This is a genomic window from Lysobacter sp. Soil_N_23 (assembly GCF_057656135.1).
Window position 1 is genome coordinate 1 of record NZ_JBDGKY010000026.1, and the last position, 24696, is coordinate 24696.

The window sequence follows — 24696 nt, forward strand, 5'->3', positions numbered from 1 at the left end:
GACGGTGTCCGCTGGAACGCCCATCGTGAACAAACCGCTTGACGAGAAACACAGTTGCTCACTGCGTTCGGGACGACGGGCAACGCCAACCTTCACGCAAAGGGAAGAAGAACCAAATAATGCCGCACTAGGCCGATAGTCAGCCCGCGCATCGTATCCTTGTGTACAGGTGCGCTGCGGGCGCGCATTCATTGACTGACAAAAGCGGGACATCCTTGCGACAGATCCTCACGCACTCCTGGCCGTTGCTGTTGTGCCTCGCGCTGGCGGCCTGCCAGCGGGCCGAGCCGGCGACCCATTCGGGCATGGTCATCGAAGAGGTGAACAGCCCGCAGGAGGGCGGTGCGATCAGCACCGCGCCGGTCAAGGTGCCGCCCGCCTCGCCCGAACCGACGGCTTCGCCGCGCAAGGCCAAGACCAGCGTGCGTGAAGCGGCCAAGGCCGGGAGCGAGGAAGCGCCGATCGACTGGTCGACGCTCGAGCTGACGTCGGGCGAGGCCTCGATCAGCTGCGAGCTGGACTACGCCGCGCTGGGCGATGGCAACGCGCTGGTGAAGTTCGACCAGGCCGGCCTGCGCGAAGCCCTGCAGCCGTGCGTGGAACGCGGCGTCGCGCGCCTGCGCTACAAGGGCAAGATCACCGCCCAGTTCGGTTCGCTGGTCGAACGCGTCACCCATGTCGCCAACGAACTGGGCATACACAAGCGCGTGCTCGACGTTGACTCGGCCGGCGGCCAGGTCGAGGATGCGATCAAGGCCGGCGATTTCATCGCCGAGTCGCGCTGGACCATCTGGGTGCGCGAGGGCGCGATCTGCCACAGCGCCTGCGTGTTCATCCTCAGCGCCGGCGACACCCGCATGATCGCCGGCCAGGTCGGCATCCATCGCATCATCCGCATGAGTTCGACCGCGACCACGCGCGCGCAGCTCAACGCCGAGCTGCGCGTGGTGTATGACCGAGTGCGTGATTACCTCGAGCGCAACGGCGCCGCGACCGCGGTCGCCGACCTGATGATGGCCGTGCCCAACCGCGGCCTGCGCCTGCTCACGGTCGAGGAGCTGGAGCTGTACGGGCTCGACGGCGTCAACCCGGCCCAGGACGACCTCGACCGCCTGCGCCTGATGCGCAAGTGCGGCGAGGACTTCGTCAGCCGCCGCGATTCGTTCGTGCGCGCCTTCGACAAGCGCTGCAAGACGCCCAACACCGACCTTGACGCGCTCAACACCTGCGGCCTGGACCTGCGCAAGGATTACGGCTTCCCCGACCAGGCCTGCCCGGCGGAGAGTCCGTTGTCGGAGTTCGATCCGGGGACGGCGCTGGTTCCGGGCGCCAGCAAGCCCGACGGCGTGTCGCAGCAGTCGCCCAAGCCGCAGGCAGGCGAGAGCTGACCGCAACCGTGCACGCCTGAGCGGGCAGGCATCGCCGCCGGCAGCGTGAGCCGGCCATCACATCGCTCGCGGCACGATGCCCCGGCGCGCACGCCCAGCGCGCCGGAGGGCTCCGGGATGAGTGATCAGCGCTATTCGTTGCTGCGTGGCGGCCTGGTGTACCGCGTCTCCAGGATCAGCGGCCTCGGCCGCGCCCAGCGCCGGCTCGCGCCGCTGGTCGCCATCGTCCTGGTCCTGATCATCGTGCTGCCGATGGTGGTGGCAGCCGCGCGCGATGGCACCCTCGTCGGCGGCGTGACCATTCCGTTGCTGTACGACTATTCGATCTGGGCGCGGTTCGTGATCGCCGTACCGCTGCTGGTCCTGGCGGCACCGATGGCCGATGAACGCCTGTGGCGCGCGATCAAGCACCTGCTGGACCTGGTCGACGCGAGCGACCGTGACCGTTTCGAAGGCGTGCTGGCGCAGATGCGGCGCTGGCGTGATGCCAACACGCCCGAGCTGGTGCTGTTCGCGCTCTCGATTGTCGCCTCGTACGCGATCCCGGTGCTGGGGCTGCTGGATGATGTCAGCGACTGGAAGGGCAATGCCGGCTCGATGAGCTTTGCCGCGCTCTGGTTGAAATGGGTCGCGATGCCGGTGATCCGCTTCCTCGTGCTGCTGTGGTTCTGGCGCCTGGCGCTGTGGACGGTGCTGCTGCTGCGCTTCTCGCGCTTCAACCTCGACCTGCATGCCGCCCATCCCGACGGCCGTGGCGGACTGGCGTTCCTGGGGTATGCACAGGCCGCATTCGTGGTGCTGCCGCTGGTGGGTGGCATCTCCCTGGCCGGCACACTGGCGCTTGACGTCCAGTACTTCGGCGCCGAGCTCAGGAGCCTGCGTTTCATCATGGGCGGCTGGGTCGTGCTGGGTGTCGTGCTGATGGTGGCGCCGCTGCTGCTGCTGGTACCGCGGCTGGCGGCGCTCAAGCGCAACAGCCTGCTGGCCTACGGCGCGCTGGGCACCGACTGCTCGGAGGGCTTCGAGGAGAAATGGCTCGGGCGCGCCCGCGGCGGCGCCACACCCATCCTCGAAGCCGGCGACTCGTCCGCGCTGTGCGACCTGACCGCGGTCTACTCCACGGTCAGCCAGATGTCGACGATCCCGCTGCAGCGCTTCCTGCTGGTCCAGTTCGCGCTCGCATCAGCGTTGCCACTGTTGCCAGTCGTGCTGATGCGGATGCCGATGAAGGAACTGCTGGGGAAAATACTCTCGGCGCTGGCGTAGCGCGTCTGCGTTCAGGCGGCGTCGACCACGTGGATTTCGACGTCGTCGATGGTGACGACCTGGCCAGCGTGGATCTTGCAGGTCTTGCGCAGTTCGACTGCGCCGTCGACGCTGACCGCGCCGCTGGCGACGATCGCCTTGCCGGCGCCGCCGCTGTCGCACAGTCCGACCAGCTTGAGCAGCTGGTTGAGTTCGACGTGGTCGCGGTCGAGTTCGAATTCGATCTGTTGCATGGCGATGGCGCGGGGAAGGGCGGTCAGGGTCGCAGCGCCGCTGGCGTTGCGCAATGGTCGGCCGCTAGGCGGCGCCGGCGCACAGCGCCCGCTTCTGTTCCGGCCGCAGTTGCTTGATCGCATATTCGGCGCGGCTGGCGGTGGCCCGATCGGGGTACGGGAACTGCGCAAGCAGGCGCACCGGCGGCCGCGAGCGGGTATAGCGGGCGCCCTTGCCGGCTTCGTGTTCGGCGTAGCGGCGCGCAACGTCGGTGGTGATGCCCGTGTACAGGCTGCCGTCGCGGCATTCCAGCAGGTAGACATACCAAGCGTTCATGGGGCCGCAGCCTAGCCCAGGAGCGGTCGCGCTGGCGAGTGGACCGGTACACCCTCGGTAGGCAGGGTCGCCATCGGCACCGCCGTCGCGTTTGTGGCCATGACTGACGACCATACGCATGCGCACGTCATTGTGGCTGTCATGACGCGCACCCACAATGCACCGTCCACACCGAGAAGTGCCTTGAGCGCCACAGCCCCCGCGTCCCCCACCGCCGCCACCCTCCGTCAGCTTTGCGCCCGCTTCGCCCGCCCGCACCTCGGCCGCGCCGTGTGGCAACTGATCAACACCCTGGTTCCATTCCTCGCGTTGTGGGCATTGATGGCCTGGAGCGTGGTCGACGGCTGGGCCTTCGGCTGGACGCTGCTGCTGGTGCTGCCGGCGGCGGGCCTGTACGTGCGCATGTTCATCATCCAGCACGACTGCGGGCACGGTTCGTTCTTCGCCAGCCAGCGCGCCAACGACATCGTCGGTCGCTGCCTCGGCCTGGTGACGCTGTTCCCCTACGGCTACTGGAAGAAGACCCACGCCGTGCACCACGGCACCTCGGGCAACCTCGACCGCCGCGAGATGGGCGACATCGACACGCTTACCGTCGCCGAGTACCGCGCACTGCCGCGCATTCGCCGCCTGGGCTACCGCCTGTACCGCAGCACGCCGGTGCTGCTGGGCATCGGCCCGTTCTACCAGTTCGTGATCAAGCACCGCTTCCCGTTCGACCTTCCCTTCACCTGGAAGAAGGAATGGGCCAGCGTGCTGCTCAACAACCTGATGCTGCTGATCGCGTTCCTGGCGCTGGGCTTCAGCATCGGCTGGCACACCGTGCTGATGGTGCACATGCCGGTGGTGCTGGTGGCCGGTGCCGTGGGCGTGTGGCTGTTCTACGTGCAGCACACCTTCGAGGAGGCTTACTGGGCGCGCCGCGAGGACTGGGATTCCGGTCGCGCTGCCGTGGCCGGCAGTTCCTACTTCGACCTGCCGCGGGTCGTGCACTGGTTCACCGGCAACATCGGCTACCACCACATCCACCATCTCGCCAGCCGCATCCCGAACTACCGACTGCGCGAGGCGTTCGAGTCGAGCCCGCTGCTGCAGGCGGCGCCGCGGCTGACGATGTGGACCAGCCTGCGCAGCGCCCGCCTCAAGCTGTGGTGCGAGGAAACCCAGCGCATGGTCGGCTTCCCGCAGCGCGCCAGGGCCTGACCGGCAGGCTCCCCGGGCAGGTCATTCCTGCCCGGTCATTCCTTCCCGAATTGTGCGATCTCGTCGAGATACTGCTGGGCGCGCGTGACACCGCGCCCGGCACTGCCGGCATCGATCGCATCGCCGATGCGGCGGCGCTCGGGGCGATGCGCCCAGCGGTGGAACCACACCGTCGCCAACATGCCGATGACGCCGATCGGAATGCCGATGTAATAGACGCTGGCATGCATCTGCGCGCCGAACAGCTGCTTGAACACGATCGCCATCAGCGGCATCCATAGCAGCCAGAACGGCAAGCCCAGCCACGGCGACACGCGCGTGCGCCACAGCCGCAACTGCGCCAGTGACTTCTGGATGGTCAGCACCGGGCCGGCATAGTCGATCCGGGTGATCAGCAGCAGTTCCATCACCGCGGAGATGATCAGCGCCACGCTCCAGGCATGCATCACCAGGCCGCTGGCGAGCAGCGCCGGCGAGCCGGTATTGGCCACCCAGAAGCGTGCGAACGTCACCGTCAGCAGCACGCCCACGATCAGCTGGATCACCTGCCAGAACCACAGCGGCCGCAGCCGCGAGCGGACCTTGTCGATGCGACTTTCAGTCAGCAGTTGCAGGTTCAGCGCGGTCTGCTGCTGCAGGCGGTGGTCGAGGGTCTGCCAGGCGAGTTTGAGTTCATCGAGTTCCATGATCGTTCCTTGCGCTTGGGGGCACCGTGCTCATGCCGCGCTCTAACGTCATGTCCTGGCGGATGCGCTGCTTGAGCCGGCTGATGCGGGTGGCAACGTTGGTTTCGCTGATGCCGAGGATCTCGGCGATCTCGCGGTAGCTGCGGTCCTCGAGGTAGAGCAGGAGCAGGGCGCGGTGCATCGGATCGAGTGCGGCGATGAAACGCTGCAACACGTCCAGTCGCTGCTGCGCTTCGACATCGATGCCGTGCTCGTCCGGCAGGTCGTGGAGGCTGTCGTCGAGCGAAACGGTCCGGCGGCGGCGCTGGCCTTCGCCGCGCAGCCAGGAGATCGCCACGTTCAGCGCGATCCGGTACATCCAGGTCGGGAACGGGCGCTGCGAGTCGTACCCCGGGAAGGCACGCCACAGTTGCGCGGCGATGTCCTGGGCCAGGTCGGCGCGGTCTTCGGCGTGGCTGGCATAGGTCGCGGCGACCTTGAAGACGATGCCGCGGTGGGCCTGGAGCAGGGCCTCGAACTGCTGCCTGGTGTCGGCCATCATGCTGGCGGTGTGCTCCATCGCGAACGCGTCCATTGCCTGGTCGAACACATGATTCGCAGGCAGGGGCGAATCGTCACAGCGGCGGCCCGGCTCAATCCAGATAGTCGTACAGGCGGTAGATCCAGCTCAGCTCGTAGACGATCGCGGCGACGACGAAGCAGCGGTGGAAGGTCTCCGAGCGCACCTTCATCGCGATCAGGCACAGGCCGATCATCGCCACGTTGCGGATCGGGTATTCGACACTGAAACGGCGGTAGTACTCGTGGCCCTTGATCAGGGTGTCGCCGAAGTCGATCAGGTACAGCACCGCCATGATCCCGAAGAACCAGCCGCGGCGGGACTGGAAGTAGTCGCGCCAGCCGGCGTACTCGGCCAGGTCGTCGGGGAACAGCAGCGTGCACAGCAGGAACAGCACGACCACGTACAGGATCAGGAAGGCGTAGGCGACGAAGCTCCACGGGTGGAGGTGGCTGAGCCCGAACTCCCACCACCAGAAATGCACGAGCACGATGAACATGGAGATCGCCCAGCCCATGTGCACCCAGTAGATGTGATCGCGGCCGGGGTGCTGGACGAAGCGGGCCATGCCCTTGAGCAGCGTGGTCAGGCCCAGGCCGAGGACGATGCCGAGCACGATGCGGATATGCGTGAACAGCGGGTCGGTGGTCATGCACTGCGTCCCGGCAGGCCGATGGCCGATGGCGGCAGCATAGCCAAAACCCGGCACCGCCATCCCGGCGCACGCCCGGATCCAGGCCCGCATCCCTTCCAACCCGGCACCGTCATCCCGGCGTTCGCCGGGATGACGGTGTAGGAGGGATGGCGGCCTCCCCCGAGCCCGTGCTCGGCCGATAGCTGCGATCATGTCGCCATGAACGAACCGCTTTCCGACGATTTCGCCTCCCTGTCCCTGGACCCGGCCCTGCAGCAGGGCGTCCAGGCGCTGGGCTATACGAAGATGACGTCGGTGCAGGCCGGCAGCCTGCCGGCCATCCTCGCCGGGCGCGACCTGATCGCGCAGGCGCCGACCGGCAGCGGCAAGACCGCCGCCTTCGGCCTGGGCCTGCTGCACCGCCTCGACCCGGCCCAGGGTGCCACCCAGGCGCTGGTGCTGTGCCCGACCCGCGAACTGGCCGACCAGGTCGGCAAGCAGCTGCGCAAGCTCGCCTTCGCCATCCCCAACCTGAAGCTGTCGATCCTGTGCGGCGGCATGCCGCTCGGCCCCCAGTTGGCGTCGCTCGAACACGCCCCGCACGTCGTCGTCGGCACGCCGGGCCGGATCCAGGAGCTCCTTCGCAAGCGCGCGCTCAACCTTTCGGCGCTGCGCACGCTGGTGTTCGACGAGGCCGACCGCATGCTCGACATGGGCTTCGAGGAACCCATCCGCGAAATCGTGGGCAAGACGCCGAAGTCGCGCCAGGGCCTGCTGTTCTCGGCGACTTTTCCCGAAGCGGTGCGCGAGATCAGCCGCGGCCTGCTGCGCGAGCCGATGGAAGTGACGGTCGAAGGCGACGAGCAGCATGTCGCGATCGACCAGCGCTTCTACGAGGCCGAGCAGACCAGGAAGACGCCGCTGCTGGCGGCGCTGCTGCTGCAGTACAAGCCCGAATCGTGCGTGGTGTTCTGCAACATGCGCCGCGACGTCGACGAAGTCGCCGCCTCGCTGGCGCACTACGGCTTCACCGCGCTGGCGCTGCACGGCGACATGGAGCAACGCGACCGCGACGAAGTACTGGTGCGTTTCGCCAACCGCAGCTGCACGGTGCTGGTGGCCAGCGACGTCGCCGCACGCGGACTCGACGTCAAGGAACTGGCGATGGTGGTCAATTACGACATGCCGCCCGATCCGGACATCTACGTGCACCGCATCGGCCGCACCGGTCGTGCCGGCAACGAGGGCATGGCGCTGAGCCTGTGCGGACCGCGCGAACAGGCGCGTGCGAGTGCGATCGAGGAGCGCCAGGGCCTGCCGTTGATCTGGTACAAGGCCACGCCGCTCGCCGGCAAGGCCTCGGGCGTGCCGGCCGCTGCGATGGTGACGCTGCGCATCGACGCGGGCCGTACCGACAAGCTGCGTCCGGGCGACATCCTCGGCGCGCTCACCGGCGATGCCGGGCTCAAGGCCGATGCGGTCGGCAAGATCGATGTGTTCGCCACGCGTTCGTATGTCGCCGTGGCACGTGCTCAGGCCGCGCCGGCGTTGGCGCGGCTGCGCGAAGGCAAGATCAAGGGGCGCAAGTTCCGGGTCAGCCGGATGTGACTGGCGCCTGCACCCTCACCCCAACCCCTCTCCCGCGCCGCGGGAGAGGGGCTTTATCGGGTCAGCGCTGGTTGAATGCGTACTTGCCCGGCCCGAGCAGCGCGACGGCTGCGGCCGTGGTCAGGAACATGATCTGCAGTTCGATCGCCCAGCCACCCTGCTCGTTGAGCCGGCCGAAGTCGCCCTGGTGCACCAGGTAGAGCGCGAACAGCATGTTGATCACGACCAGGATGCCGCCGATGCGCGAGAAGAAGCCGGTGATGATCAGCAGCGGCGCCAGAACTTCGCCGATCAGCACGCCGTAGGCGAAGGAACCGGGGAAGCCCTGTGTCTCGACCATCTTGACGATGCCGTCCAGGCCGCCTTCGAGCTTGCTGATGCCGTGCAGGAAAACCAGTACGCCCACTGCGATACGCAGGATCAGCTTGCCGATGTCTTGCTGGGTGCTGCTGTTCATGGCGGAACCCCTTTGCTGGCTGGATGGTTGCTGGCTGGATGGGATGGATCGATCGAATCGGACGGAGCAGGACCGGTAGAGCCGCGACCCGCTGATGGTCACGCCAGCGCGGGCTCCGGCGCAACTGCGGCGCGCCGGCCGGTCAGCGGATGGGCAGCGCCAGGCGCTGGCCATGCCAGTTGAGGACCACGCTGTCGGCGCCGATCTCCTCGACCACCGCATCGCCGACGCGGTCCCCCTGGCTGACCCGGGCGCCATCGATGATCGCGAAACGCTGGTCCGGGGTCGGGCCCCACATGTGCATGCTGATCTTCAGTGCTGGCAACTGTTCGCGCTCGCCGGGCGACAGGTCGGCCAGGCGCAGCGGCGCAGGGCCACCCGGGGTGGTGACGGGCTCAGGCGCGGTTGCCGGCGGCGGACTCGCGCTGACCACCTGCACCGGTGAGGGCTGCGGCGGCAGTACCGGCTCGGTCACGGGTGCGGGCGGGGCCGATAGCGCCTCGGCGGTGATGATCGCCGCCGGCATGGCGGTTGTCGCGATTGGTTCCCGGGCCGCCGGAGCGCGAGCGGGGCTCGGTGCCGTCGGAGCGATCACGGCGCTGGTGGCCGGCATCGCCGACGGCACGGCCGCGGGCATCGCAATGGGCGCCTGGGCAGGGATCGGCGCAGGTGCGATATCCGGCGGCGGAGCGGCAAGCGCGCCGGTCGCATCGGCGGCAGGAGCCGTGGCGCCGGCCAGGGACTGGACATCGCGCAGCATCCACAGCGTCGCGAGCACGGCCAATCCGCCGGCCAGCCACCATGGCCAGACCGGTCGGCGCGCCGTGGCGCGCGGGACCAGCGGCGGCAGCTCGGCATACAGGTCCGGCGCCTGGCCGCGACGGCGCTCGGCTTCGGATTTGCGCAGGGCGTCGAGGATCAGCGACATCGGATCTAGTTCCCGCCTTCGGCCGTGGTCAGGCGCGGGCCGTCGGCGTCGGTTGCGGCCAGCGCCAGCAGTGTCGCCGGGCCGACCAGTCCATCGCTGTCCAGGCCGCGATCGCGCTGGAACTGGCGCACCGCCTCCTGCATCGCGGCGTCGAAGGTAGCGGCGCCGGTCTGCGCCGGCAGGTAGCGCGGTTGCAAGTGCGCACGCACCCAGTCGGTGGCGGCGCCCTGGCTGCCCAGGCGCGGTGCCTGGGCCAGGAACGTCGGGGCGCGCCACAGCGCGGCATGTTCGCCATCCCAGAGCTGCTGCAAGGCGATCCGGTCGACGGCGACGCTGTTGTTGCCCAGTCGCAGCCGCGCCTGTCGCGCGTCGGCTCCTTCCAGCAGCGCCCAGGTCTCGTTGCCGCCGTGGCGAAGGCGCAGCAGCACCGGGCGATCCTGCGCGATCAGCGCGTCGAGGGTAGTGCGGCCGCGCAGGCAGTACACGCCGGAAGCCAGCACAGGCGGGCAGGTTGCGGCCGCGGCGGCTTCGTTCGCGCCCGACGGCAACTGCCAGCGCCCCAGCAACTGGCCCCAGGCAGCCGTCGGTGCGATCACCGCGGCATCAAGGCGCGCGGCGACAGCGGTCGCATCCAGTGCCGGCTGCGCAGGCGGGCTGGCCGGCTTCTTCATCACCGGCACAGCCGGTGTCGAGGCGGTGGCGGGCGACAGGGCGGGAGCACGCGGCCACCACAGCGTGATCGCGACGGCGAGCAGGACAATCGCGGCGATGGCAAGCGGCACGGTCACGACCGCCTTGGGCGGCCACCACATCGGGGTGCGCCCGGGCAGCACTTCGGCTGCGGCGCGATCGACCCAGCGCGCATCGATGACGCTGGCATCGTGGGCATAGCCGGCCAGCAGGCTGCGCTCGGCGATGTTGTTGATCAGCCGCGGCACGCCGCCGGAATGGGCGTGGATGCGCCTGACCGCGGCGGCATTGAACGGGAAATGCTGGCCGCCGGCGACGCGAAAACGGTGACGCAGGTACTCGCCGGTTTCGGCGGCGTCGAGCGGAGTGAGGTGGTAGCGCGCGGTGATGCGTTGGGCGAGCTGGCGCAACTCGTCGCGGCCCAGCATCGCGCGCAGCTCGGGCTGGGCCAGCAGCACGATCTGCAGCAGCTTCTGCGTAGGCGTTTCCAGGTTGGTCAGCAGGCGGACCTGTTCGAGTGCGTCGACCGACAGGTTCTGCGCCTCGTCGATGATCAGCACCACGCGCAGGCCCTGTGCGTACGCTTCGAGCAGGTAGGCGTTGAGGGTATCGACGAGCGCCTTGATGCTGCCGCGGGTGCCATCGAGGTCGAGGTGCAACTCCTCGCAGATCGTCTCCAGCAGCTCGACCGGGGTCACGCGCGGGTTGAGCACCAGCGCCACGCGCGTCGTGTCGGGGATCTGCTCCAGCAGCAGCCGGCACAACGTGGTCTTGCCGGTGCCGACTTCGCCGGTGAGCTGGACGAAGCCACCGCCGCCGCCCTGGCCAATGCCGAACAACAGGTGCGCGAGCGCATCGCGGTGGCGCTCGCTGAGGAACACGAAACGCGGGTCCGGCGTGATCGAGAACGGCGGCTCGGTCAGGCCGTAGTGCTCGAGGTACATGCGCAACCTGCAGGGGGTGATGGCGGTAAGCCTGCCACAAAACGCTTGGCGGGGCTGAAGCTGCTCCTCCTGGGCAAGTTCAGTCGGCCGCGCCCTTGGCCTCGGCCGTGCCCAGCACTTCCGGATGCTGCAGCCGCCTGGGCTTGCCCAGCAGCGGGTGCACGAACACCGCTGCCAGGATGATGACCACGCCGACGTAGAAGGTGGTGGTCAGTTCCCGCTGTTCACCCAGCAGCAGCGCCGCCAGCACGATCGCGTAGACCGGCTCCAGGTTCACCGCCAGTTGCTGGGCGAACGCGCTCATGTGGCGCAGCGCCACCAGCGACAGGGTGAATGGCAGCAGCGTGCACGCCAGTGCCAGGCCCAGCAGCAGGGCGATGTCGTGGGTACTGGGCACTACCAGCAGCGGCCCGGCGAAAGCCGGGAACAGCAGTGGCATCAACGGCGCCAGCAGGGTCAGCATGAGCGTGCCGGCGCCCAGTTCCAGTGCGGTCACGGTCAACGGATCGCCGTGCTCGACCAGGCGCTTGTTGAGCGAGCCGAACAGCGCCACCAGCAGGGCCGACACTGCGCCCACGGCAATGCCGGCGCGCATTCCCGCCGGCACGCCGCCGACCACCAGCACCACGCCCGGCAGCACCATCACGCCCAGCGCCAGCTCGCGCTTGGAGAAACGCGTGCGGGTCAGCCACGGTTCGATCATCGCCACGAACACCGTGCCCAACGCCATGCAGGTCGCGCCGACCGAGGCGTTGGACAGCTTGATCGCGCCGTAGAAGGTCAGCCAGTGCAGGGCCACCAGCGCGCCGATGCCGGCATAGGCCAGCATCAGCCGCGGCGACATCGCCCGCAGCCCGCGCCACACCCGCGGCAGCAGCGCCAGCGCGGCGACCACGATCAGCATCCGCCACCACACCAGCGGCAGCGCCGGCAACGTGATCAGCTTGCCGAGGATCGCGGTGAAGCCCCACAGCAGCACGCAGAAGTGGATTTGCAGTTGCGCCTTGCTGGTCGGGTTCATGCGGTCGCGGTGGCGGCGGGGGGGAGCCTATTGTCGCCGCAGTCGCGACGAAAACGGTGGCGGTGCCGGGTGGCCTCCGGGGGAATGGGACAGGGCGCCACAATGGAGTGCAGACTGCGCGTGAAGCCGCAACGTTTGGATCGCCAGTCCATGAGCAATGCCCTCATCGCCCATCTCCACGACCTGCTCGACGGCATGGGCCGGGTGACGACGCGGGCGATGTTCGGTGGCCACGGCATCTATCTCGATGGCGCGCTGATCGGCGTGGTGCTCGAGGAAACCCTTTACCTGAAGGTCGACGGCGAGACCCGCCTGCATTTCGAGGCCGCGGGCTGCGAGCCCTATGTCTACCGGGGGCAGCAGCTGCCGATCCGGATGAGCTACTGGTCCGTGCCGGAATCGGCCATGGAATCACCGGAGGCGATGAAACCCTGGGCCGAGCTCGCCTACGCCGCCGCGCTGCGCAAGACCCCGTCCAAGCGCCACAAATAGCAATCCGCGGCCCGGCGCGGTGATGTCGATTTCGCCGCGGCCCGTTCGTCATGACAGTGAAGGCCGCCATTGCGGATCGACCGCAGGCCGCCGGCATCCCATCCAAACCGGAACCCTGCCATGTCTTTCCAACGCTCCGCTTCCGCCCGACTCGCGCTGACCGCGACCCTCCTTGCGCTGGCCGCGGCCGCCATCGCCAAGCCGGTCCGCTACGAAATCGACCCGTCCCACACCTTCCCCAGCTTCGAAGCCGATCACATGGGCGTATCGGTGTGGCGCGGCAAGTTCAACTCCAGCCAGGGTGAGATCTCGCTTGACAAGAGCGCCGGCACTGGCACGGTGGAAGTGACCATCGATACCGCCAGCGTCGATTACGGCCTGGACGTGATGAACGACAAGGCGCGTGAAGCCGACCTGCTCGATGCGGGCAAATACCCGAAGGCGGTCTACAAGGGTCGCCTGGCCGATTTCCGCGATGGCGCACCGACGCGAGTGACGGGCGAACTGACCCTGCGCGGCGTGACCCGGCCGCTGGACCTGACGATCGACCGCTTCAAGTGCATCCCGCATCCGCTGCACCAGCGCGAACTGTGCGGCGCCGATGCGCTGGGCACGTTCCGCCGCGACGAATTCGGCATCGACGCCGGCAAGGACTATGGCTTCGACATGAACGTGACGCTGCGCATTCAAGTTGAGGCGGTGCAAGAGGCAGCGGGCCAGGCGCAGGCATCGAAGGCGCCGTGAGCCGCTGATCGGTTCCTTGCCAGTGCGCTAACGGCCCATGCCGGACCATGCGACCACACAGTCGCCCATGAAGAAGGAGCAAACGATGGCTTTCTACGTTGATGGATACGTAATACCGCTGCCGAAGAAGAACCTGGCGGCGTACCGCACGATGGCGCGCAAGGCCGGGAAGATCTGGCGTGAGTACGGTGCACTGGAGGTCAACGAGTGCGTGGCCGACGATGTCCAGCCCGGCAAGCTCACCTCGTTCCCGCAGGCGGTGAAGCTCAAGGCCGACGAGGTGGTGGTGTTTTCGTGGATCACCTACAAGTCGCGCGCGCAGCGCGACAAGATCAACAAGCAGGTGATGAATGACCCGCGCCTGGCAGCGATGATGGATCCCAAGAACGCGCCGTTCGACGGCAAGCGCATGTTCTGGGGTGGCTTCAAGCCGATCGTCTCGCTCTGAGGCTAGCTTTCGGCCAGGCACTCGGCCGCGCGCTGCCGCAGCAGCGCCTGTTCGCGCGCGTTGCGGGTCATGCCCGCGGCGCGCTCGAACTCCTCGCGCGCCTCGCCGAAGCGACCGAGCTTGCGCAACAGGTCGCCACGAACGCTCGGCAACAGGTGGTAATCCTTCAGCAGCGGGTCGCCGGTCAGCGCATCGACCAGTGCCAGGCCGGCGGCCGGGCCGAATAGCATCGACAGTGCCACCGCGCGGTTGAGTTCCACCACCGGTGACGGCACTTGCTGCGCCAGCGCACCGTAGAGCCCCACGATGCTGGCCCAGTCGGTTTCCTCGGCGGTCAACGCGCGCGCATGGCAAGCCGCGATCGCCGCCTGCAGCGTGTACGGGCCGCGCGTCGGATTGCGCACGGAGCCGAGCTTTTCCGCACGCTCCAACGCCGCCAGCCCGCGATGGATCAGCAACTGATCCCAGCGGGCGCGATTCTGTTCGAGTAGCAGCACCGGCTCGCCGTAGCCGTTCACGCGTGCCGCCGAGCGTGAGGCCTGGATTTCCATCAGTGCGACCAGGCCGTGCACTTCCGGCTCGTTCGGCACCAGTCCGGCGAGGATGCGGCCCAGGCGCAGCGCGTCCTCGCACAGGCCAGGGCGCATCCAGTCGTCGCCGGCGGTGGCGGCATAGCCTTCGTTGAAGATCAGATAGATCACCGCCAGCACCGACGACAGGCGCTGTGCCAGTTCATCGCCACGCGGGACTTCGTACGGCACCTGCTTGTCGGCCAGCGTGCGCTTGGCGCGGACGATGCGCTGGGCGATCGTCGGTTCCGGCACCAGGAACGCACGCGCGATCTCGTCCGTGCTCAGTCCGCCGAGCAGCCGCAGGGTCAATGCCACCTGCGCAGGCGTGGACAGCACCGGATGGCAGGCGGTGAACACCAGCCGCAGCAGGTCATCGCCGATCGGATCGTCGAGCTTGTCCAGATGCGCGTCATCGGCGCTTTCCTGTTCGGCCTCCAGCTCGCGCGCGAGTTCCTCGTGCTTGCGCTGCAGCAGCTTGCTGCGGCGCAGGCGGTCGATCGCACGGTGCTTGGCGGTGGCCATGAGCCAGGCACCGGGCTGGTCGGGAACGCCGGTTTCGGGCCAGCGTTCCAGTGCCGCCACCAACGCGTCCTGCGCCAGTTCCTCGGCCAGCCCGACGTCGCGCACCATGCGCGCGAGCGTCGCGATCAGCTTGGCCGATTCGATGCGCCAGACGGCATCGATGCTGCGATGGATGTCGGTCGCCGTCATGGCGACCGATGACACCACCGACGTTGTGCCCTTGCAAGTGCTCGAAGTGGCATCACGCGCCTTCCAGGTGCGGTGTCGCGGCACCGTCATGCTCGGTGAGGCGCTTGAGATTGCCGAGCCCTTCCTCGAAGGCCCTGCCGATCATGCGATCCATGTTCATGAACACGCTGAACACCTTGGAGACATATGGCATGTCGCCATTCATCGACCAGGTCACGTCGCTGCCATTGCCTTGCGGCACGATGGTGAACTGCGCGGAGCTGCGCGCTTGCATTGGCCGGCTGAAGTCGAGCTGGACCTCGATCCGCGAGGAGGGGACCGACTGCACGATCTCCATGCGTCCGGCGCCGGCCTTGCTGTTGCCGTCCCAGCGGTAAGTAGCGCCGGTGCCCTGTGCGGCGCCGCCGATCTCGCGCTGCATCTGTGGGTCGAGCTTCTCGTACGGCGACCACGCCCGCCAGCGGTTGAAGTCGTTGATCTGTGCGAACACCTGTTCCGGTGGCGCCTGGATGTGGAGGTGGCGTTCGACGCGGAACGTGTCCGGGCGGGTGGCGGCGAAGATGAGGACGGCCGCGATCAGTACGACGACGGCGATGGCGATGAACTTGAACATTCGTAACTCCGTTCCATGGGTTCAGTATGTGGTCAATGTTTGGGTGTCGAACCAGCTTGCTGCTGCATGTCCTCCAGGCCGGCGGCGGCCTTGCACACGTCGGCGGGGAAGTCTGCCAGTTCCATCACCTGGCGGATCTCGATCACTTCGTTGTTCGCGGCCGGGCAACGCGAGGCCCAGGCAATGGCTTCCTCGCGCGACTTCACCTGGATCATCCAGTAGCCGCCGAGCACTTCCCTGGCTTCGCTGAAGGGGCCGTCGGTGACCTGCGGCTTGCCATCCCTGAAACTCACGCGCGCGCCCATCGACGGCGGGTGAAGTCCGTCCAGCGCCAGCAGCACGCCGGCCTTCTGCAGGGACTCGTTGTATTTCATCATCGTCGCGATGGCGTCGGCTTCGGGCAGCGTGCCGGGCGCGGCGGATTCATAGCCCTTGGGGATCATCAGCATCATGAAGCGCATGGTGGCATCTCCGTGGTTGGCAAGGTCAGCGGTTGGATACCGCCTCGGGCTTCATGTGGACGAACTCCCACAGGTGCCCGTCCAGGTCTTCGAAGCCGTGGCCATACATGAAGCCCTGGTCGCTGGCATCGAAGTGGGTTTTGGCACCGGCGGCCACGGCCTTGGCGACGATCGCATCGACCGCGTTGCTGCTGTCCATGGACAGGCAGACGATGGCTTCGGTGGCCTTGGTCGCATCGTGCACCGGCTTGCGGGTGAAGGTCTGGAAGAACGGTTCGGTCAGCAGCATGACGTGGATGTCGTCGGAGACGACCATGCACGCGCCCTGTTCGTTGGTGAAGTCGGGGTTGAACGAGTAGCCGAGCTTCTCGAAGAAGTCGACCGAGCGGTCGAGGTCCTTGACCGGGAGATTGAGGAAGATCTGGCTGGCCATGGCGTATCAGGCCTCGCGTTCGCAGTTGACCATCCACGACACGCCGAACTGGTCGATCAGCATGCCGAAGCTGATGGCCCAGAAGGTTTTGTCGAGCGGCATGCACACGGTTCCCTTGTCCGACAGTGCCTTGAACACGCGCTCGGCTTCGGCGACGGAATCGACGTTGAGTGCGATCGAGCAACCCTTGATGCCGTCGTAGGTGTCGGTTGGCATGCCGTCCGACGCCATCAGTACCTGGTCGCCGACGTGCAGGCGCGCGTGCATGATCTTGTCGTGGTGGTCGGCCGGCACGTGGTCGCAGGCCGGGCTGCCGCCGAACGTGGTGATGGGGTCCAGCGTGCCGCCGAGTGTCTGCGCGTAGAACCGCATCGCGTCGCCGCAGTTGCCGTTGAAGGTGAGGTAGGCGTTGATCTTCATGGGATGTCCTGGGTGAGGTGTGAGGTCAGCGGTGGATCTCGGAAACGCCGTGAGCCGCCGGAGTGGGGCTCTTGTCAGGATGACGAACGGGAATGGGCTGGATCGACACGGGCCGGAGAATTTTCTGCTTGTCGTCCCGAACGCAGTGAGGGACCTGCTGGTGCGCTTTGGGTTTCCTGCTCCGATGCGGCGGACGACGCTTCGGCATTTTGTTGCATGGTCTTCGGCGGCCCTCACCCCAACCCCTCTCCCGCAAGCGGGAGAGGGGCTAAAGAAGACCGTCATCCCCGCGAAGGCGGGGACCCAGCGTCGTTGCTCGTCATTCCCGCGAAGGCGGGAACCCATGGACGTTGCTCTCCGGCCGACTGTCCGGAGGTCCTCAGTCCTTCGGCAGCGCCAGCAACCAATCGACAAACGTCTGCGCCGCCGCACGCAAGCGTCGGTGCGACGGGTACACCACGTAGTAGCCCCAGCGCGCCTTCACCGTCGGCACCGGCAGCCGCTGCAGGCGTCCGCTCTCGAGGTACGGGGCGACGATGCGCGAGCGTGCGAGCGCGATGCCCATCCCGAACACGGCGGCGTTCATCGCCCCGGTGCTGTCGGTGTAGGTCAGGCGCTCGTCGAACTTGGCGCCGTGCACGCCGGCGGCGCGGAACCAGTCGTGCCAGCCCTGCCGCGAGTGGTCGGAGATCAGCGGCTGCCTGGCGACGTCGGACGGCTGACGGATCTGCTCGACTCCCGGAAAGGTCGGCGAGACCACGGGCAGCAGCCCCTCGTCCATCAGGAAATGCGCGGTCAGGCCGGGCCAGTGGCCCGGTCCGTGGCGGATGCCGAAGTCGGGGCCGGGATCGTCGAAGCGGGTCAGCGCGACCTCGGTGTCGATGCTCAGGCGCAGGTTGGGGTGCGCCTGGGTGAACTCGGCCAGGCGCGGCGTCAGCCAGGTGTAGGTGAGCGAGTGCAGGGTGGTGAAGCGGATGCGGTCGCTGTCCTCGCGCCCCGAGCGCAGGCTGCGCAGTACCCCATCGACGTCGGCCAGGGCACTGCCGGCGGCGTCGGCCAGCTTGCGGCCGTCGGCGGTCAGGGCGACCCCGCGCGCGTGGCGCTGAAACAGGGCCACCCCCAGCCGCGACTCGAGCTTGCGCACGTGGTGGCTGACTGCGCTCGCAGTCAGGTGCAACTCCTCGGCGGCGTGGGCGAAGTTCTGGTGCCGGGCCGCCGATTCGAATGCCGTCAGGGCCGGCAGCCAGTCCGCGCGCAGTGCCATGTCGAGCCTCAAATATAATTTGTGTCTGACAGCCAAAGTATGCGCTTGTGCAGGGCGCGCAGGTAATCAGAATAGCGGTCTGGCAAGAGCCAGATTAGTCGATGGGGCGCCGATCCGGTGCCCGACCGCAGGAGCGGACGAATGGGCCATCTGCACGAAGTGATCCCGCAATTGCCGATGCAGGCACTGTCGATCGAGGCGGTCCCGGCGATCGAGGTCGGCCCCGGCTGCCTGCGCCGCGACCTGCCGGCCGGCCCGGGCCTGCGCATGTGGGTGGTGGACATGGCGCCCGGCGCGCAATGGCCGGAGCTGGACCACCACGAGACCGGCGAGTCGTACTACGTGATCAGCGGCGAAGTCATCGAGGGCGAGACCCGCCACGGCGCCGGAACGTACGTGTACTTCGCACCCGACAGTCGGCACCGCCCGCACACCGAAAGCGGTGTACGCCTGATCGGGGTGAATCTAGGCTACGCCGCCTTCCTCGCCGCAGGCGGAAGTTCGGAATCCATCACGCATTGCTATCACCCGACGCAGGGCTGACTTCGCCCGCGCGTCGACCTTCGTTTTCGCATACGTCCTCCGCCACGAGTACGTCCCCACACGAGGTTTGGCATGACCAGCGTTGCTTCCACTTCCAGTCTTTCCGATACGCAGGAACGCGGTTGGCTCACGCCGCTCGAACTGGGCCTGCTCGGCGCCATCTGGGGCGCCTCGTTCCTGTTCATGCGCGTGGCCGCCGGTGATTTCGGCGCGATGGCGCTGGTCGAGGTTCGACTGGCCCTGGGCTCTCTCGTCCTGCTGCCGTTCCTGTGGCGCGCACGGACGCAGTTCCCGGCGAAGCTGTGGCCGAAGCTTGCGATCATCGGTGCGCTGAACTCGGCGATGCCGTTCATGCTTTTCGCCTGGGCGGCCAAGACCGCGCCGGCTGGTGTGGGCGCGATCACCAACGCGATGACGGTGTTGTTCACCGCGCTCGTCGGTTTCCTGTTCTTTGGCGAGAAGATCGGTGCACGTCGTGCGATCGCACTGGTCGCAGGTTTCGTCGGCGTGATCGTGCTGGCCAGCGACAAGACGGCCGGCGCGAGCATCGGCTGGGCGGTGGCCGCCGGTGCCGGCGCCTCGTTCCTGTACGGCGTCGGCATCAACCTGGTGCGTCGCCATCTGACCGGTCTGCCGCCTGCCGCCGTGGCCTCGGCCACGCTGGGCGTGGCGGCATTGCTGACGCTGCCGTTCGCGATCGCGAACTGGCCGACGCAAGCGATTCCGATGAAGTCATGGTTGTCGGCGGGCATGCTCGGCGTGCTCTGCACCGGCCTTGCCTTCGTCATGTACTACCGCCTGATCGCGCGGATCGGTGCAGGCCGCGCCTCGACCGTGACCTACCTGATTCCGGTGTTCGGCGTGGCCTGGGCGTGGCTGCTGCTGGACGAGCCGCTGACGCTGAAGATGGGCATCGCCGGTGTGATGATCCTGGGTAGCGTGGCGTTGAGCCAGCGCACTGCGAAGTGACGATCTGGCCCGTGGCCGCATAGCGGCCACGGCTTTGCCAGATCGTCATCCCGGCGAAAGCCGGGATCCATTTTGCTGTTGCTGTTGCGGTTGCCTCTTGCCTGTCATTCCGGCTTTCGCCGGGATGACGAGCAAAAGCGGATCCCGGCTTTCGCCGGGATGACGTGACAACACTGACAACCCGACCACGGACCCCCATGACCGACAAGCGCGTAGTCTTCGACTTCGACCTCGAGTTCACCAACGGCGGCGGCATCCAGGGCCAGGACTTCCGCCTGGACATCGACGGCGACGACATCGCCGATGCCGCGCTGGTCGATTACATCGTCCGCGACCTGCGCCTGCTGATGGTCGGCCCCGCCCGCATCCTCAACAAGAAGATCATCACCGAGCCGCACAAGCGCAAAGCCGGAGGCGCCGGCGAAAGAGGACGCACCTACGTCGACCTCAGCCACGTCATCGAGGACGGCCTGGTCACCTATCCCGGTCTCCCCGCCGCGCGCATCTGCGACTACCTCAGCCGCGAGCAGTCGCGCGCCAAGTACGCCGCCGGCACCGAGTTCCAGATCGCCAGGATCGAGATCGTCGCCAACACCGGCACCTACATCGACTGCCCGTCGCACCGGTATGCGCATGGCCACGACCTGTCGCAGGTCGGGATCGCAGCGTTCGCGGACCTCGATAGCATCGTCATCCGCGCCGACCATCGCGAGGTCCGTGCGATCGACGCCTCTTGGTTCCGCGACAAGGAACTGCGCGGTCGCGCCGTGCTCGTCCATACCGGCTGGGACGCCTACTGGCGCGAGCCGGACTATGCCATCGAACACCCGTTCCTGACCGAGGACGCGGCCGCCTACCTGCGCGACTGCGGCGTGGCACTGGTCGGCATCGATTCGATGAACATCGACGACACCCGCGGCGGCGAACGCCCGGTGCATTCGACCCTTCTGGGTGCCGACATCCTGATCGTCGAGCACCTGTGCAACCTGGCCGCGCTGCCGGACGAAGGTTTCACCTTCAGTGCCATCCCGCCGAAGGTGAAGGGCGCTGGCACGTTCCCGGTGCGCGCCATGGCGCGCCTGTCGTAGGGTGTAGGAGCGAGCTTGCTCGCGAACAGCGGCTATCGCGACTGACACGCTGGTTCGCGAGCAAGCTCGCTCCTACGTAGTCGGGGGCTGTGAGTCGGCGATCCGTGCCTGCGCGCGCGCCAATCCTGCTCCCGTCACAGCCCAGGTCAACGCGATTCCCGCGCCGACCAGCGCGGCGATCGCCGGCTGCTGCGCCAGCATGTCGACGAATGTCTTGGCCCAGCCGCTGACGGCATCGGCGCCACGATAGACCACCGAGTCGATGAAGCTCTTGGCCTTGTACTTGGCCTCGGTCGGGACGACGGTGAACAGCATCTCGCGGCCCGGCCTGACGAAGGCGTACTCGCCGAAGCGGCGCACCACCATCACTACCGCCAGCACGGCGAAGGTCGGCGCCAGCGCCAGCCACAGGAAGCCGAGCACGGTCACCATCGGCACCGCCACCAGCAGTACGCCCAGCCCCAGCCGCTGCACGAGCCGTCCGGTGAGGAACAACTGCGAGGCGATCGTCAGGCTCTGCACGATCACGTCGATCATGCCGAACACCTGGGTCTGGTCGGCGCGATCGGGGAAGCGCAGCTCGATCAGCCGCGCCTGCTCGAAGTAGAGGAACGTGCTGACGCTGGCCAGCAGCAGCACGAAGGCGGAGATGCCGAGCAGGTACGGCGATCGCATCACGGTGGTGATGCCGGCGAGCGGGCTGCCGCCCAGCGGTCGCGCACGCGCGCCGGCGGTGAGTTCCTCGCGCACCGGATGCGCATCGCGCCAGCGTTGCAGGCGCCGGGCAGCGAAGATCGCGGCAATCAGCAGCGCCGCGGCCAGCCACAGCAGGCCGGCATGGCCGATCAGCTCGACCAGCGCGATGCCGAGCAACGGCCCGACCAGGCCGCCCAGGCTCGCGCCGGAGGCCATCAGCGCGAAGATGCGCTTGGCCTGCGAGGTCGGGAACAGATCCACGCACACGCTCCACACCACCGACACCGCGATCAGGTTGAACACAGAGATCCAGATGTAGAACGTACGCGCGATCCACAGGTTCTCCGGATCGAGCTGGAAGCACACCGCGAACAGCGCCAGGTTGGCGGCGAAAAAGCCGAAGGTCCACGGCAGGATGTGGCGCCGCTTCACCTTCGCCGCGATCCAGCCGAACAGTGGCATCACCGCCAGCGTGGCGACGAAGGTGCCGGTGAACAGCCACTGCAGGTTGTCGACGCCACCGGCGACGCCCATCGTCTCGCGCACCGGCCGCAGCATGAAATAGCCGGCGAACAGCAGGAAAAACACCAGGGCGCCGGCCAGTACCGGGGGCGCCTCCTCTTCGGTCACGCCGAAGAGGGACGCAATCTTGTGCGACCAGTTCGCCATGGACAACAGTCAGGCCAGCGCCGCGACGAGCGCGTCGCGTTGCTTTGCGTCGAGCAGTTGGCCCGTGCCCGCCTTGAGGTTGTCGAGCTGGTGCCGGGACTTCGAAGTGGCGGGGATCACCACCGTTACCGCCGGCTGGCTGAGCACGTACTTCAGGATCAGCTGCGCCCAGGAATCGGCGCCTACCTCGGCTGCCCATGGTGGCAACGGCTTGTCGCGAACCTGCGAGATCAGGCGGCCGTCCTCGAAGGCGCGGTTGATCATCACGGCGATGCCCAGTTCCTGCGCCAACGGAAAGATCGTCTTTTCGGCGCCGCGCGAAACCGGCGAGTAGTTGATCTGCACCCAGTCGGGCTTGTGCTGGCGCATCTCTTCGGCGAGCTGCGCCTGGCCGTCCTCGCGGTAGTGGGTGAGGCCGACGTAGCGGGTCTTGCCCTGCTGTTTGAGCTCGCGTGCCAGTGCGATCTGCACGGCGGTGTCGCGCAGGTTGTGGACCTGCAGCAGCTCGACCTTGTCGGTCTTGAGCCGGCGCAGCGAATCGTTGAACTGGGCCAGACCTTCCTCGCGGCCACTCACGCCAGACAACTTCGTTGCGATGAACAGCTTCTGCCGTACCTTCGCGTCGGCGATGAGGTCGCCGAGGACATCTTCGGCGGTGGAGTAGGTCGGTGCGGTATCGATCAGCGAACCGCCGGCGCCGACAAAGGTGTCGAGCACTTCACGCAGCGGTGCGCGGGAGGCGGCCTCGGTTCCGACCTCGAAGCTGCCGGACGTGCCCATGCCGATCACCGGGATCTTCTCGCCAGTGGCGGGGACCGCTCGCGTCAGCAGCGGGCCCTGGAAAGGTTTCGTTGCGGCCGCCGGGGGCGCGGAAGCGCTGGGCGCCGGTTCCTGGCTGCAGGCCGCCAGCGGCGCCAGGGCGATGCCCGCGGCGGTCAGGGTGGCGGTGGAGATGAACTCGCGACGGTTGGCCATGGCGTGATCTCGTCCGGGGGTGAACGGGGATTGTGCCGTGGTCGCCGTTAACGCGGGAGAGTGCCCAATGGCACGGCCGGGAGCTGTATAGCCCCTCTCCCGCGTGCGGGGTGAGAGGACACCGCTTGCGAGCCATTGGCTCGCGTGTCCTCGAACGCCCGAGCGCTATGCGCTCGGGCCGGGGTGCGGGTTGGGGTGAGGGCAAACGCGCGCTGCGCGCGTCTGGATCCCGGCTTTCGCCGGGATGACGGCGTTACTCAGGCACCCAGCCTGCGCAGCAGCGCCATCGCCGCTGCAGGGTTGCGCTCCTTCGCAGCACTGATGAAATAGATGAACACGTCACGTTTCCTGGCGTCGGCTTGCTGCGCTGCAAGATACGGCAGATCCGCCGGTTGTCCGCCCTGCGACCATTCCCGCGCACGCGCGGCCCAGCCATCGAGCTCGTCGTCCTCGTAGCCATCGGGGATTCCGCTGCGCGTCCTCATCAAACGTGCGTAGACGAAATCGGCGGTGACATCGGCGAACGACGGGTACTCGGACGAATCGGTGAACACACCGGCCATGCCGTGCCTGCGCAGCAGTGCCACGTAGTCCTGGTCGACGAAGGCGCGGTCGCGCACGTCGATCACATGGCGCAGGCGACGGCCTTCGATTTCAGTGGGCAACAGATCGAGGAACTGCGCGAACGGCTCCCGCTGCAACGTCAACCCCTGGTCGAACTGCCAGACGATCGGCCCGAGCCGGTCACCCAGCGAGGCGATGCCACCGACGAAGTCCTCGACTTGCGGGCCGGTCTTCGCCAGCGTGCGCGACTGCATGATCCGCATCGGCGCCTTGGCCGAGAACAGGAAACCGTCCGGCGTTTCCGCCGCCCACTTCGCGTACGTCGCCGGCTTCTGCGAGCCGTAGTACGTGCCGTTGACCTCGATCGCGCTGAGATGGCGACTGGCGTATTCGAGCTCGCGCCGCTGCACCAGGCCTTTGGGGTAGAAGTTGCTGCGCCAGGGCACGTAGGTCCAGCCGCCGATGCCGACGCGGATGCCGTCGACCGGCTTGGGGGCGTTGTCGAACTCTTCCATTGCTCAGGCGTCCTTCCATGGGTCGTAGGTGCCGAACCACCACAGGTGGCCTTCGAGGTCGCGACAGGCGTAGCCACGGCCGCCGTAGGGTTGGTCGGCGATATCGATCACGACCCGGGCGCCGGCTTTCGTTGCCTGCGCGTAGTGGGCGTCCGCATCGCTGACGATCACGCAGATGCTCTGGGTCGCGCGCTGGCCGGTCTCGTCGGGATGGATCATCAGCTGCGACCACTCGCCGTCCTTGTTGGCCGAGCCGAGCATGATCATTCCACTGCCGTGGACGAGCTGCGCGTGGAGGATCACATCGCCGTCGGCGTAGACCGCCTGGCGCTGGAAGCCGAACGCGTCGCACAGCCAGTCGATGGCCTTGGGGGCGTCGCGGTAGACCAGGGTGGGGATGACCGTGCTGCCAGGGGACATGGCGGGTTCCTCGCGTGGAAAGCGGGAGGATAGCGCCTGTCAGGCAAGGGCGTGGCTTCAAGCCCCTCTCCCGCGTGCGGGAGAGGGGTTGGGGTGAGGGCAGGCGCGCTTGCGCGCGACTGGATCCCGGCTTTCGCCGGGATGACGGTTCTACGCGCTTTCGCGC

General features: G+C 67.4%; 29 protein-coding genes. 10 read left to right on the top strand and 19 right to left on the bottom strand.

The features are described 5' to 3' along the window. Positions 1-215 precede the first annotated feature (215 nt). Positions 216-1388 (top strand): COG3904 family protein, encoded by a 1173-nt coding sequence (locus AC3A3X_RS15870; protein ID WP_487583988.1) that lies wholly within the window; start codon positions 216-218, stop codon positions 1386-1388. A 117-nt stretch (positions 1389-1505) separates the two neighbouring features. After that, positions 1506-2654, top strand: a complete 1149-nt coding sequence (locus tag AC3A3X_RS15875; protein WP_487583989.1) for a hypothetical protein — start codon at positions 1506-1508, stop codon at positions 2652-2654. Positions 2655-2665: 11 nt separating this feature from the next. On the opposite strand, the gene AC3A3X_RS15880 is transcribed toward AC3A3X_RS15875, so the two are convergent. Then, the gene (locus AC3A3X_RS15880; protein WP_487583990.1) at positions 2666-2887 is read right to left on the bottom strand and encodes an RNA-binding S4 domain-containing protein; all 222 of its coding nucleotides are present in this window, start codon (positions 2885-2887) and stop codon (positions 2666-2668) included. A gap of 64 nt (positions 2888-2951) precedes the next feature. Then, a complete protein-coding gene (locus AC3A3X_RS15885) occupies positions 2952-3203 on the bottom strand; it encodes a GIY-YIG nuclease family protein (protein WP_158731793.1) in 252 nt (83 codons plus the stop codon). Positions 3204-3386: 183 nt separating this feature from the next. Between AC3A3X_RS15885 and AC3A3X_RS15890 the strand changes: the two genes are divergently transcribed. Next, on the top strand, positions 3387-4406 hold the full coding sequence (locus AC3A3X_RS15890; protein ID WP_487583991.1) for a fatty acid desaturase: 1020 nt from the start codon (positions 3387-3389) through the stop codon (positions 4404-4406). A gap of 35 nt (positions 4407-4441) precedes the next feature. Here the strand turns inward: AC3A3X_RS15890 and AC3A3X_RS15895 are convergent, their stop codons facing one another. From AC3A3X_RS15895 to AC3A3X_RS15905, 3 genes are read right to left on the bottom strand one after another with little or no spacing between them, the layout of a single operon-like run. Then, positions 4442-5092: a hypothetical protein gene (locus AC3A3X_RS15895; RefSeq protein WP_487583992.1), complete on the bottom strand. Its 651-nt coding sequence runs from the start codon at positions 5090-5092 to the stop codon at positions 4442-4444. Beyond that, entirely contained in the window at positions 5079-5666 is a 588-nt protein-coding gene (locus tag AC3A3X_RS15900; protein ID WP_487583993.1) for an RNA polymerase sigma factor, read from the bottom strand. The genes AC3A3X_RS15895 and AC3A3X_RS15900 overlap by 14 nt, the downstream gene beginning before the upstream one ends. Positions 5667-5724: 58 nt before the next feature. Further along, positions 5725-6303 (bottom strand): hypothetical protein, encoded by a 579-nt coding sequence (locus AC3A3X_RS15905; protein ID WP_487583994.1) that lies wholly within the window; start codon positions 6301-6303, stop codon positions 5725-5727. A gap of 201 nt (positions 6304-6504) precedes the next feature. On the opposite strand from AC3A3X_RS15905, the gene dbpA reads away from it, so the two are divergent. After that, positions 6505-7893 carry an ATP-dependent RNA helicase DbpA gene (dbpA, locus tag AC3A3X_RS15910; RefSeq protein WP_487583995.1) on the top strand — a complete coding sequence of 463 codons (1389 nt, stop codon included), beginning with the start codon at positions 6505-6507 and terminating at the stop codon, positions 7891-7893. Positions 7894-7954: 61 nt separating this feature from the next. Here the strand turns inward: dbpA and AC3A3X_RS15915 are convergent, their stop codons facing one another. The 4 genes from AC3A3X_RS15915 to AC3A3X_RS15930 form a co-directional block, all read right to left on the bottom strand. Then, positions 7955-8350 carry a DoxX family protein gene (locus tag AC3A3X_RS15915; RefSeq protein WP_487583996.1) on the bottom strand — a complete coding sequence of 132 codons (396 nt, stop codon included), beginning with the start codon at positions 8348-8350 and terminating at the stop codon, positions 7955-7957. Positions 8351-8492: 142 nt separating this feature from the next. Beyond that, the gene (locus AC3A3X_RS15920; RefSeq protein ID WP_487583997.1) at positions 8493-9278 is read right to left on the bottom strand and encodes a general secretion pathway protein GspB; all 786 of its coding nucleotides are present in this window, start codon (positions 9276-9278) and stop codon (positions 8493-8495) included. 5 nt (positions 9279-9283) lie between these two features. Further along, on the bottom strand, positions 9284-10912 hold the full coding sequence (locus tag AC3A3X_RS15925) for an ExeA family protein (RefSeq protein ID WP_487583998.1): 1629 nt from the start codon (positions 10910-10912) through the stop codon (positions 9284-9286). A gap of 79 nt (positions 10913-10991) precedes the next feature. Continuing rightward, entirely contained in the window at positions 10992-11933 is a 942-nt protein-coding gene (locus AC3A3X_RS15930; protein ID WP_487583999.1) for a DMT family transporter, read from the bottom strand. Between the two features lie 150 nt (positions 11934-12083). On the opposite strand from AC3A3X_RS15930, the gene AC3A3X_RS15935 reads away from it, so the two are divergent. The 3 genes from AC3A3X_RS15935 to AC3A3X_RS15945 all read left to right on the top strand — a co-directional run bounded on the left by AC3A3X_RS15935 (position 12084) and on the right by AC3A3X_RS15945 (position 13617). Then, positions 12084-12425 (top strand): TfoX/Sxy family protein, encoded by a 342-nt coding sequence (locus AC3A3X_RS15935; protein ID WP_487584000.1) that lies wholly within the window; start codon positions 12084-12086, stop codon positions 12423-12425. 120 nt (positions 12426-12545) lie between these two features. Continuing rightward, positions 12546-13169 (top strand): YceI family protein, encoded by a 624-nt coding sequence (locus tag AC3A3X_RS15940; protein WP_487584001.1) that lies wholly within the window; start codon positions 12546-12548, stop codon positions 13167-13169. Positions 13170-13254: 85 nt separating this feature from the next. Further along, a complete protein-coding gene (locus tag AC3A3X_RS15945; RefSeq protein WP_487584002.1) occupies positions 13255-13617 on the top strand; it encodes a DUF1428 domain-containing protein in 363 nt (120 codons plus the stop codon). 2 nt (positions 13618-13619) lie between these two features. Here AC3A3X_RS15945 and AC3A3X_RS15950 read toward each other — a convergent pair whose 3' ends face one another. The 6 genes from AC3A3X_RS15950 to AC3A3X_RS15975 all read right to left on the bottom strand — a co-directional run bounded on the left by AC3A3X_RS15950 (position 13620) and on the right by AC3A3X_RS15975 (position 18091). Then, complete coding sequence (locus AC3A3X_RS15950; protein ID WP_487584003.1) at positions 13620-14900, bottom strand: RNA polymerase sigma factor; 1281 nt, start codon at positions 14898-14900, stop codon at positions 13620-13622. A gap of 52 nt (positions 14901-14952) precedes the next feature. Beyond that, positions 14953-15513, bottom strand: a complete 561-nt coding sequence (locus AC3A3X_RS15955; RefSeq protein ID WP_487584004.1) for an SRPBCC family protein — start codon at positions 15511-15513, stop codon at positions 14953-14955. Between the two features lie 32 nt (positions 15514-15545). Beyond that, positions 15546-15974: a YciI family protein gene (locus tag AC3A3X_RS15960; protein WP_487584005.1), complete on the bottom strand. Its 429-nt coding sequence runs from the start codon at positions 15972-15974 to the stop codon at positions 15546-15548. 25 nt (positions 15975-15999) lie between these two features. Further along, a complete protein-coding gene (locus AC3A3X_RS15965; RefSeq protein WP_487584006.1) occupies positions 16000-16407 on the bottom strand; it encodes a VOC family protein in 408 nt (135 codons plus the stop codon). A gap of 6 nt (positions 16408-16413) precedes the next feature. Continuing rightward, positions 16414-16827 carry a VOC family protein gene (locus tag AC3A3X_RS15970; protein WP_487584007.1) on the bottom strand — a complete coding sequence of 138 codons (414 nt, stop codon included), beginning with the start codon at positions 16825-16827 and terminating at the stop codon, positions 16414-16416. 379 nt (positions 16828-17206) lie between these two features. Then, positions 17207-18091 (bottom strand): LysR substrate-binding domain-containing protein, encoded by an 885-nt coding sequence (locus tag AC3A3X_RS15975; protein ID WP_487584008.1) that lies wholly within the window; start codon positions 18089-18091, stop codon positions 17207-17209. A gap of 141 nt (positions 18092-18232) precedes the next feature. Here AC3A3X_RS15975 and AC3A3X_RS15980 point away from each other — a divergent pair, with 141 nt between their 5' ends. From AC3A3X_RS15980 to AC3A3X_RS15990, 3 genes are all read left to right on the top strand, one after another. Continuing rightward, positions 18233-18634 (top strand): cupin domain-containing protein, encoded by a 402-nt coding sequence (locus tag AC3A3X_RS15980; RefSeq protein WP_487584009.1) that lies wholly within the window; start codon positions 18233-18235, stop codon positions 18632-18634. 72 nt (positions 18635-18706) lie between these two features. Then, complete coding sequence (locus AC3A3X_RS15985; protein ID WP_487584010.1) at positions 18707-19603, top strand: DMT family transporter; 897 nt, start codon at positions 18707-18709, stop codon at positions 19601-19603. Between the two features lie 197 nt (positions 19604-19800). Continuing rightward, on the top strand, positions 19801-20691 hold the full coding sequence (locus AC3A3X_RS15990; protein WP_487584011.1) for a cyclase family protein: 891 nt from the start codon (positions 19801-19803) through the stop codon (positions 20689-20691). Between the two features lie 72 nt (positions 20692-20763). Here AC3A3X_RS15990 and AC3A3X_RS15995 read toward each other — a convergent pair whose 3' ends face one another. The 4 genes from AC3A3X_RS15995 to AC3A3X_RS16010 all read right to left on the bottom strand — a co-directional run bounded on the left by AC3A3X_RS15995 (position 20764) and on the right by AC3A3X_RS16010 (position 24530). Next, a complete protein-coding gene (locus AC3A3X_RS15995) occupies positions 20764-22056 on the bottom strand; it encodes an NTP/NDP exchange transporter (RefSeq protein WP_487584012.1) in 1293 nt (430 codons plus the stop codon). A 9-nt stretch (positions 22057-22065) separates the two neighbouring features. Further along, a complete protein-coding gene (locus tag AC3A3X_RS16000) occupies positions 22066-23031 on the bottom strand; it encodes an aldo/keto reductase (RefSeq protein ID WP_487584013.1) in 966 nt (321 codons plus the stop codon). A 257-nt stretch (positions 23032-23288) separates the two neighbouring features. Then, positions 23289-24110 (bottom strand): DUF72 domain-containing protein, encoded by an 822-nt coding sequence (locus AC3A3X_RS16005; RefSeq protein WP_487584014.1) that lies wholly within the window; start codon positions 24108-24110, stop codon positions 23289-23291. Positions 24111-24113: 3 nt separating this feature from the next. Beyond that, a complete protein-coding gene (locus AC3A3X_RS16010; protein ID WP_487584015.1) occupies positions 24114-24530 on the bottom strand; it encodes a VOC family protein in 417 nt (138 codons plus the stop codon). Positions 24531-24696: the final 166 nt, after the last annotated feature.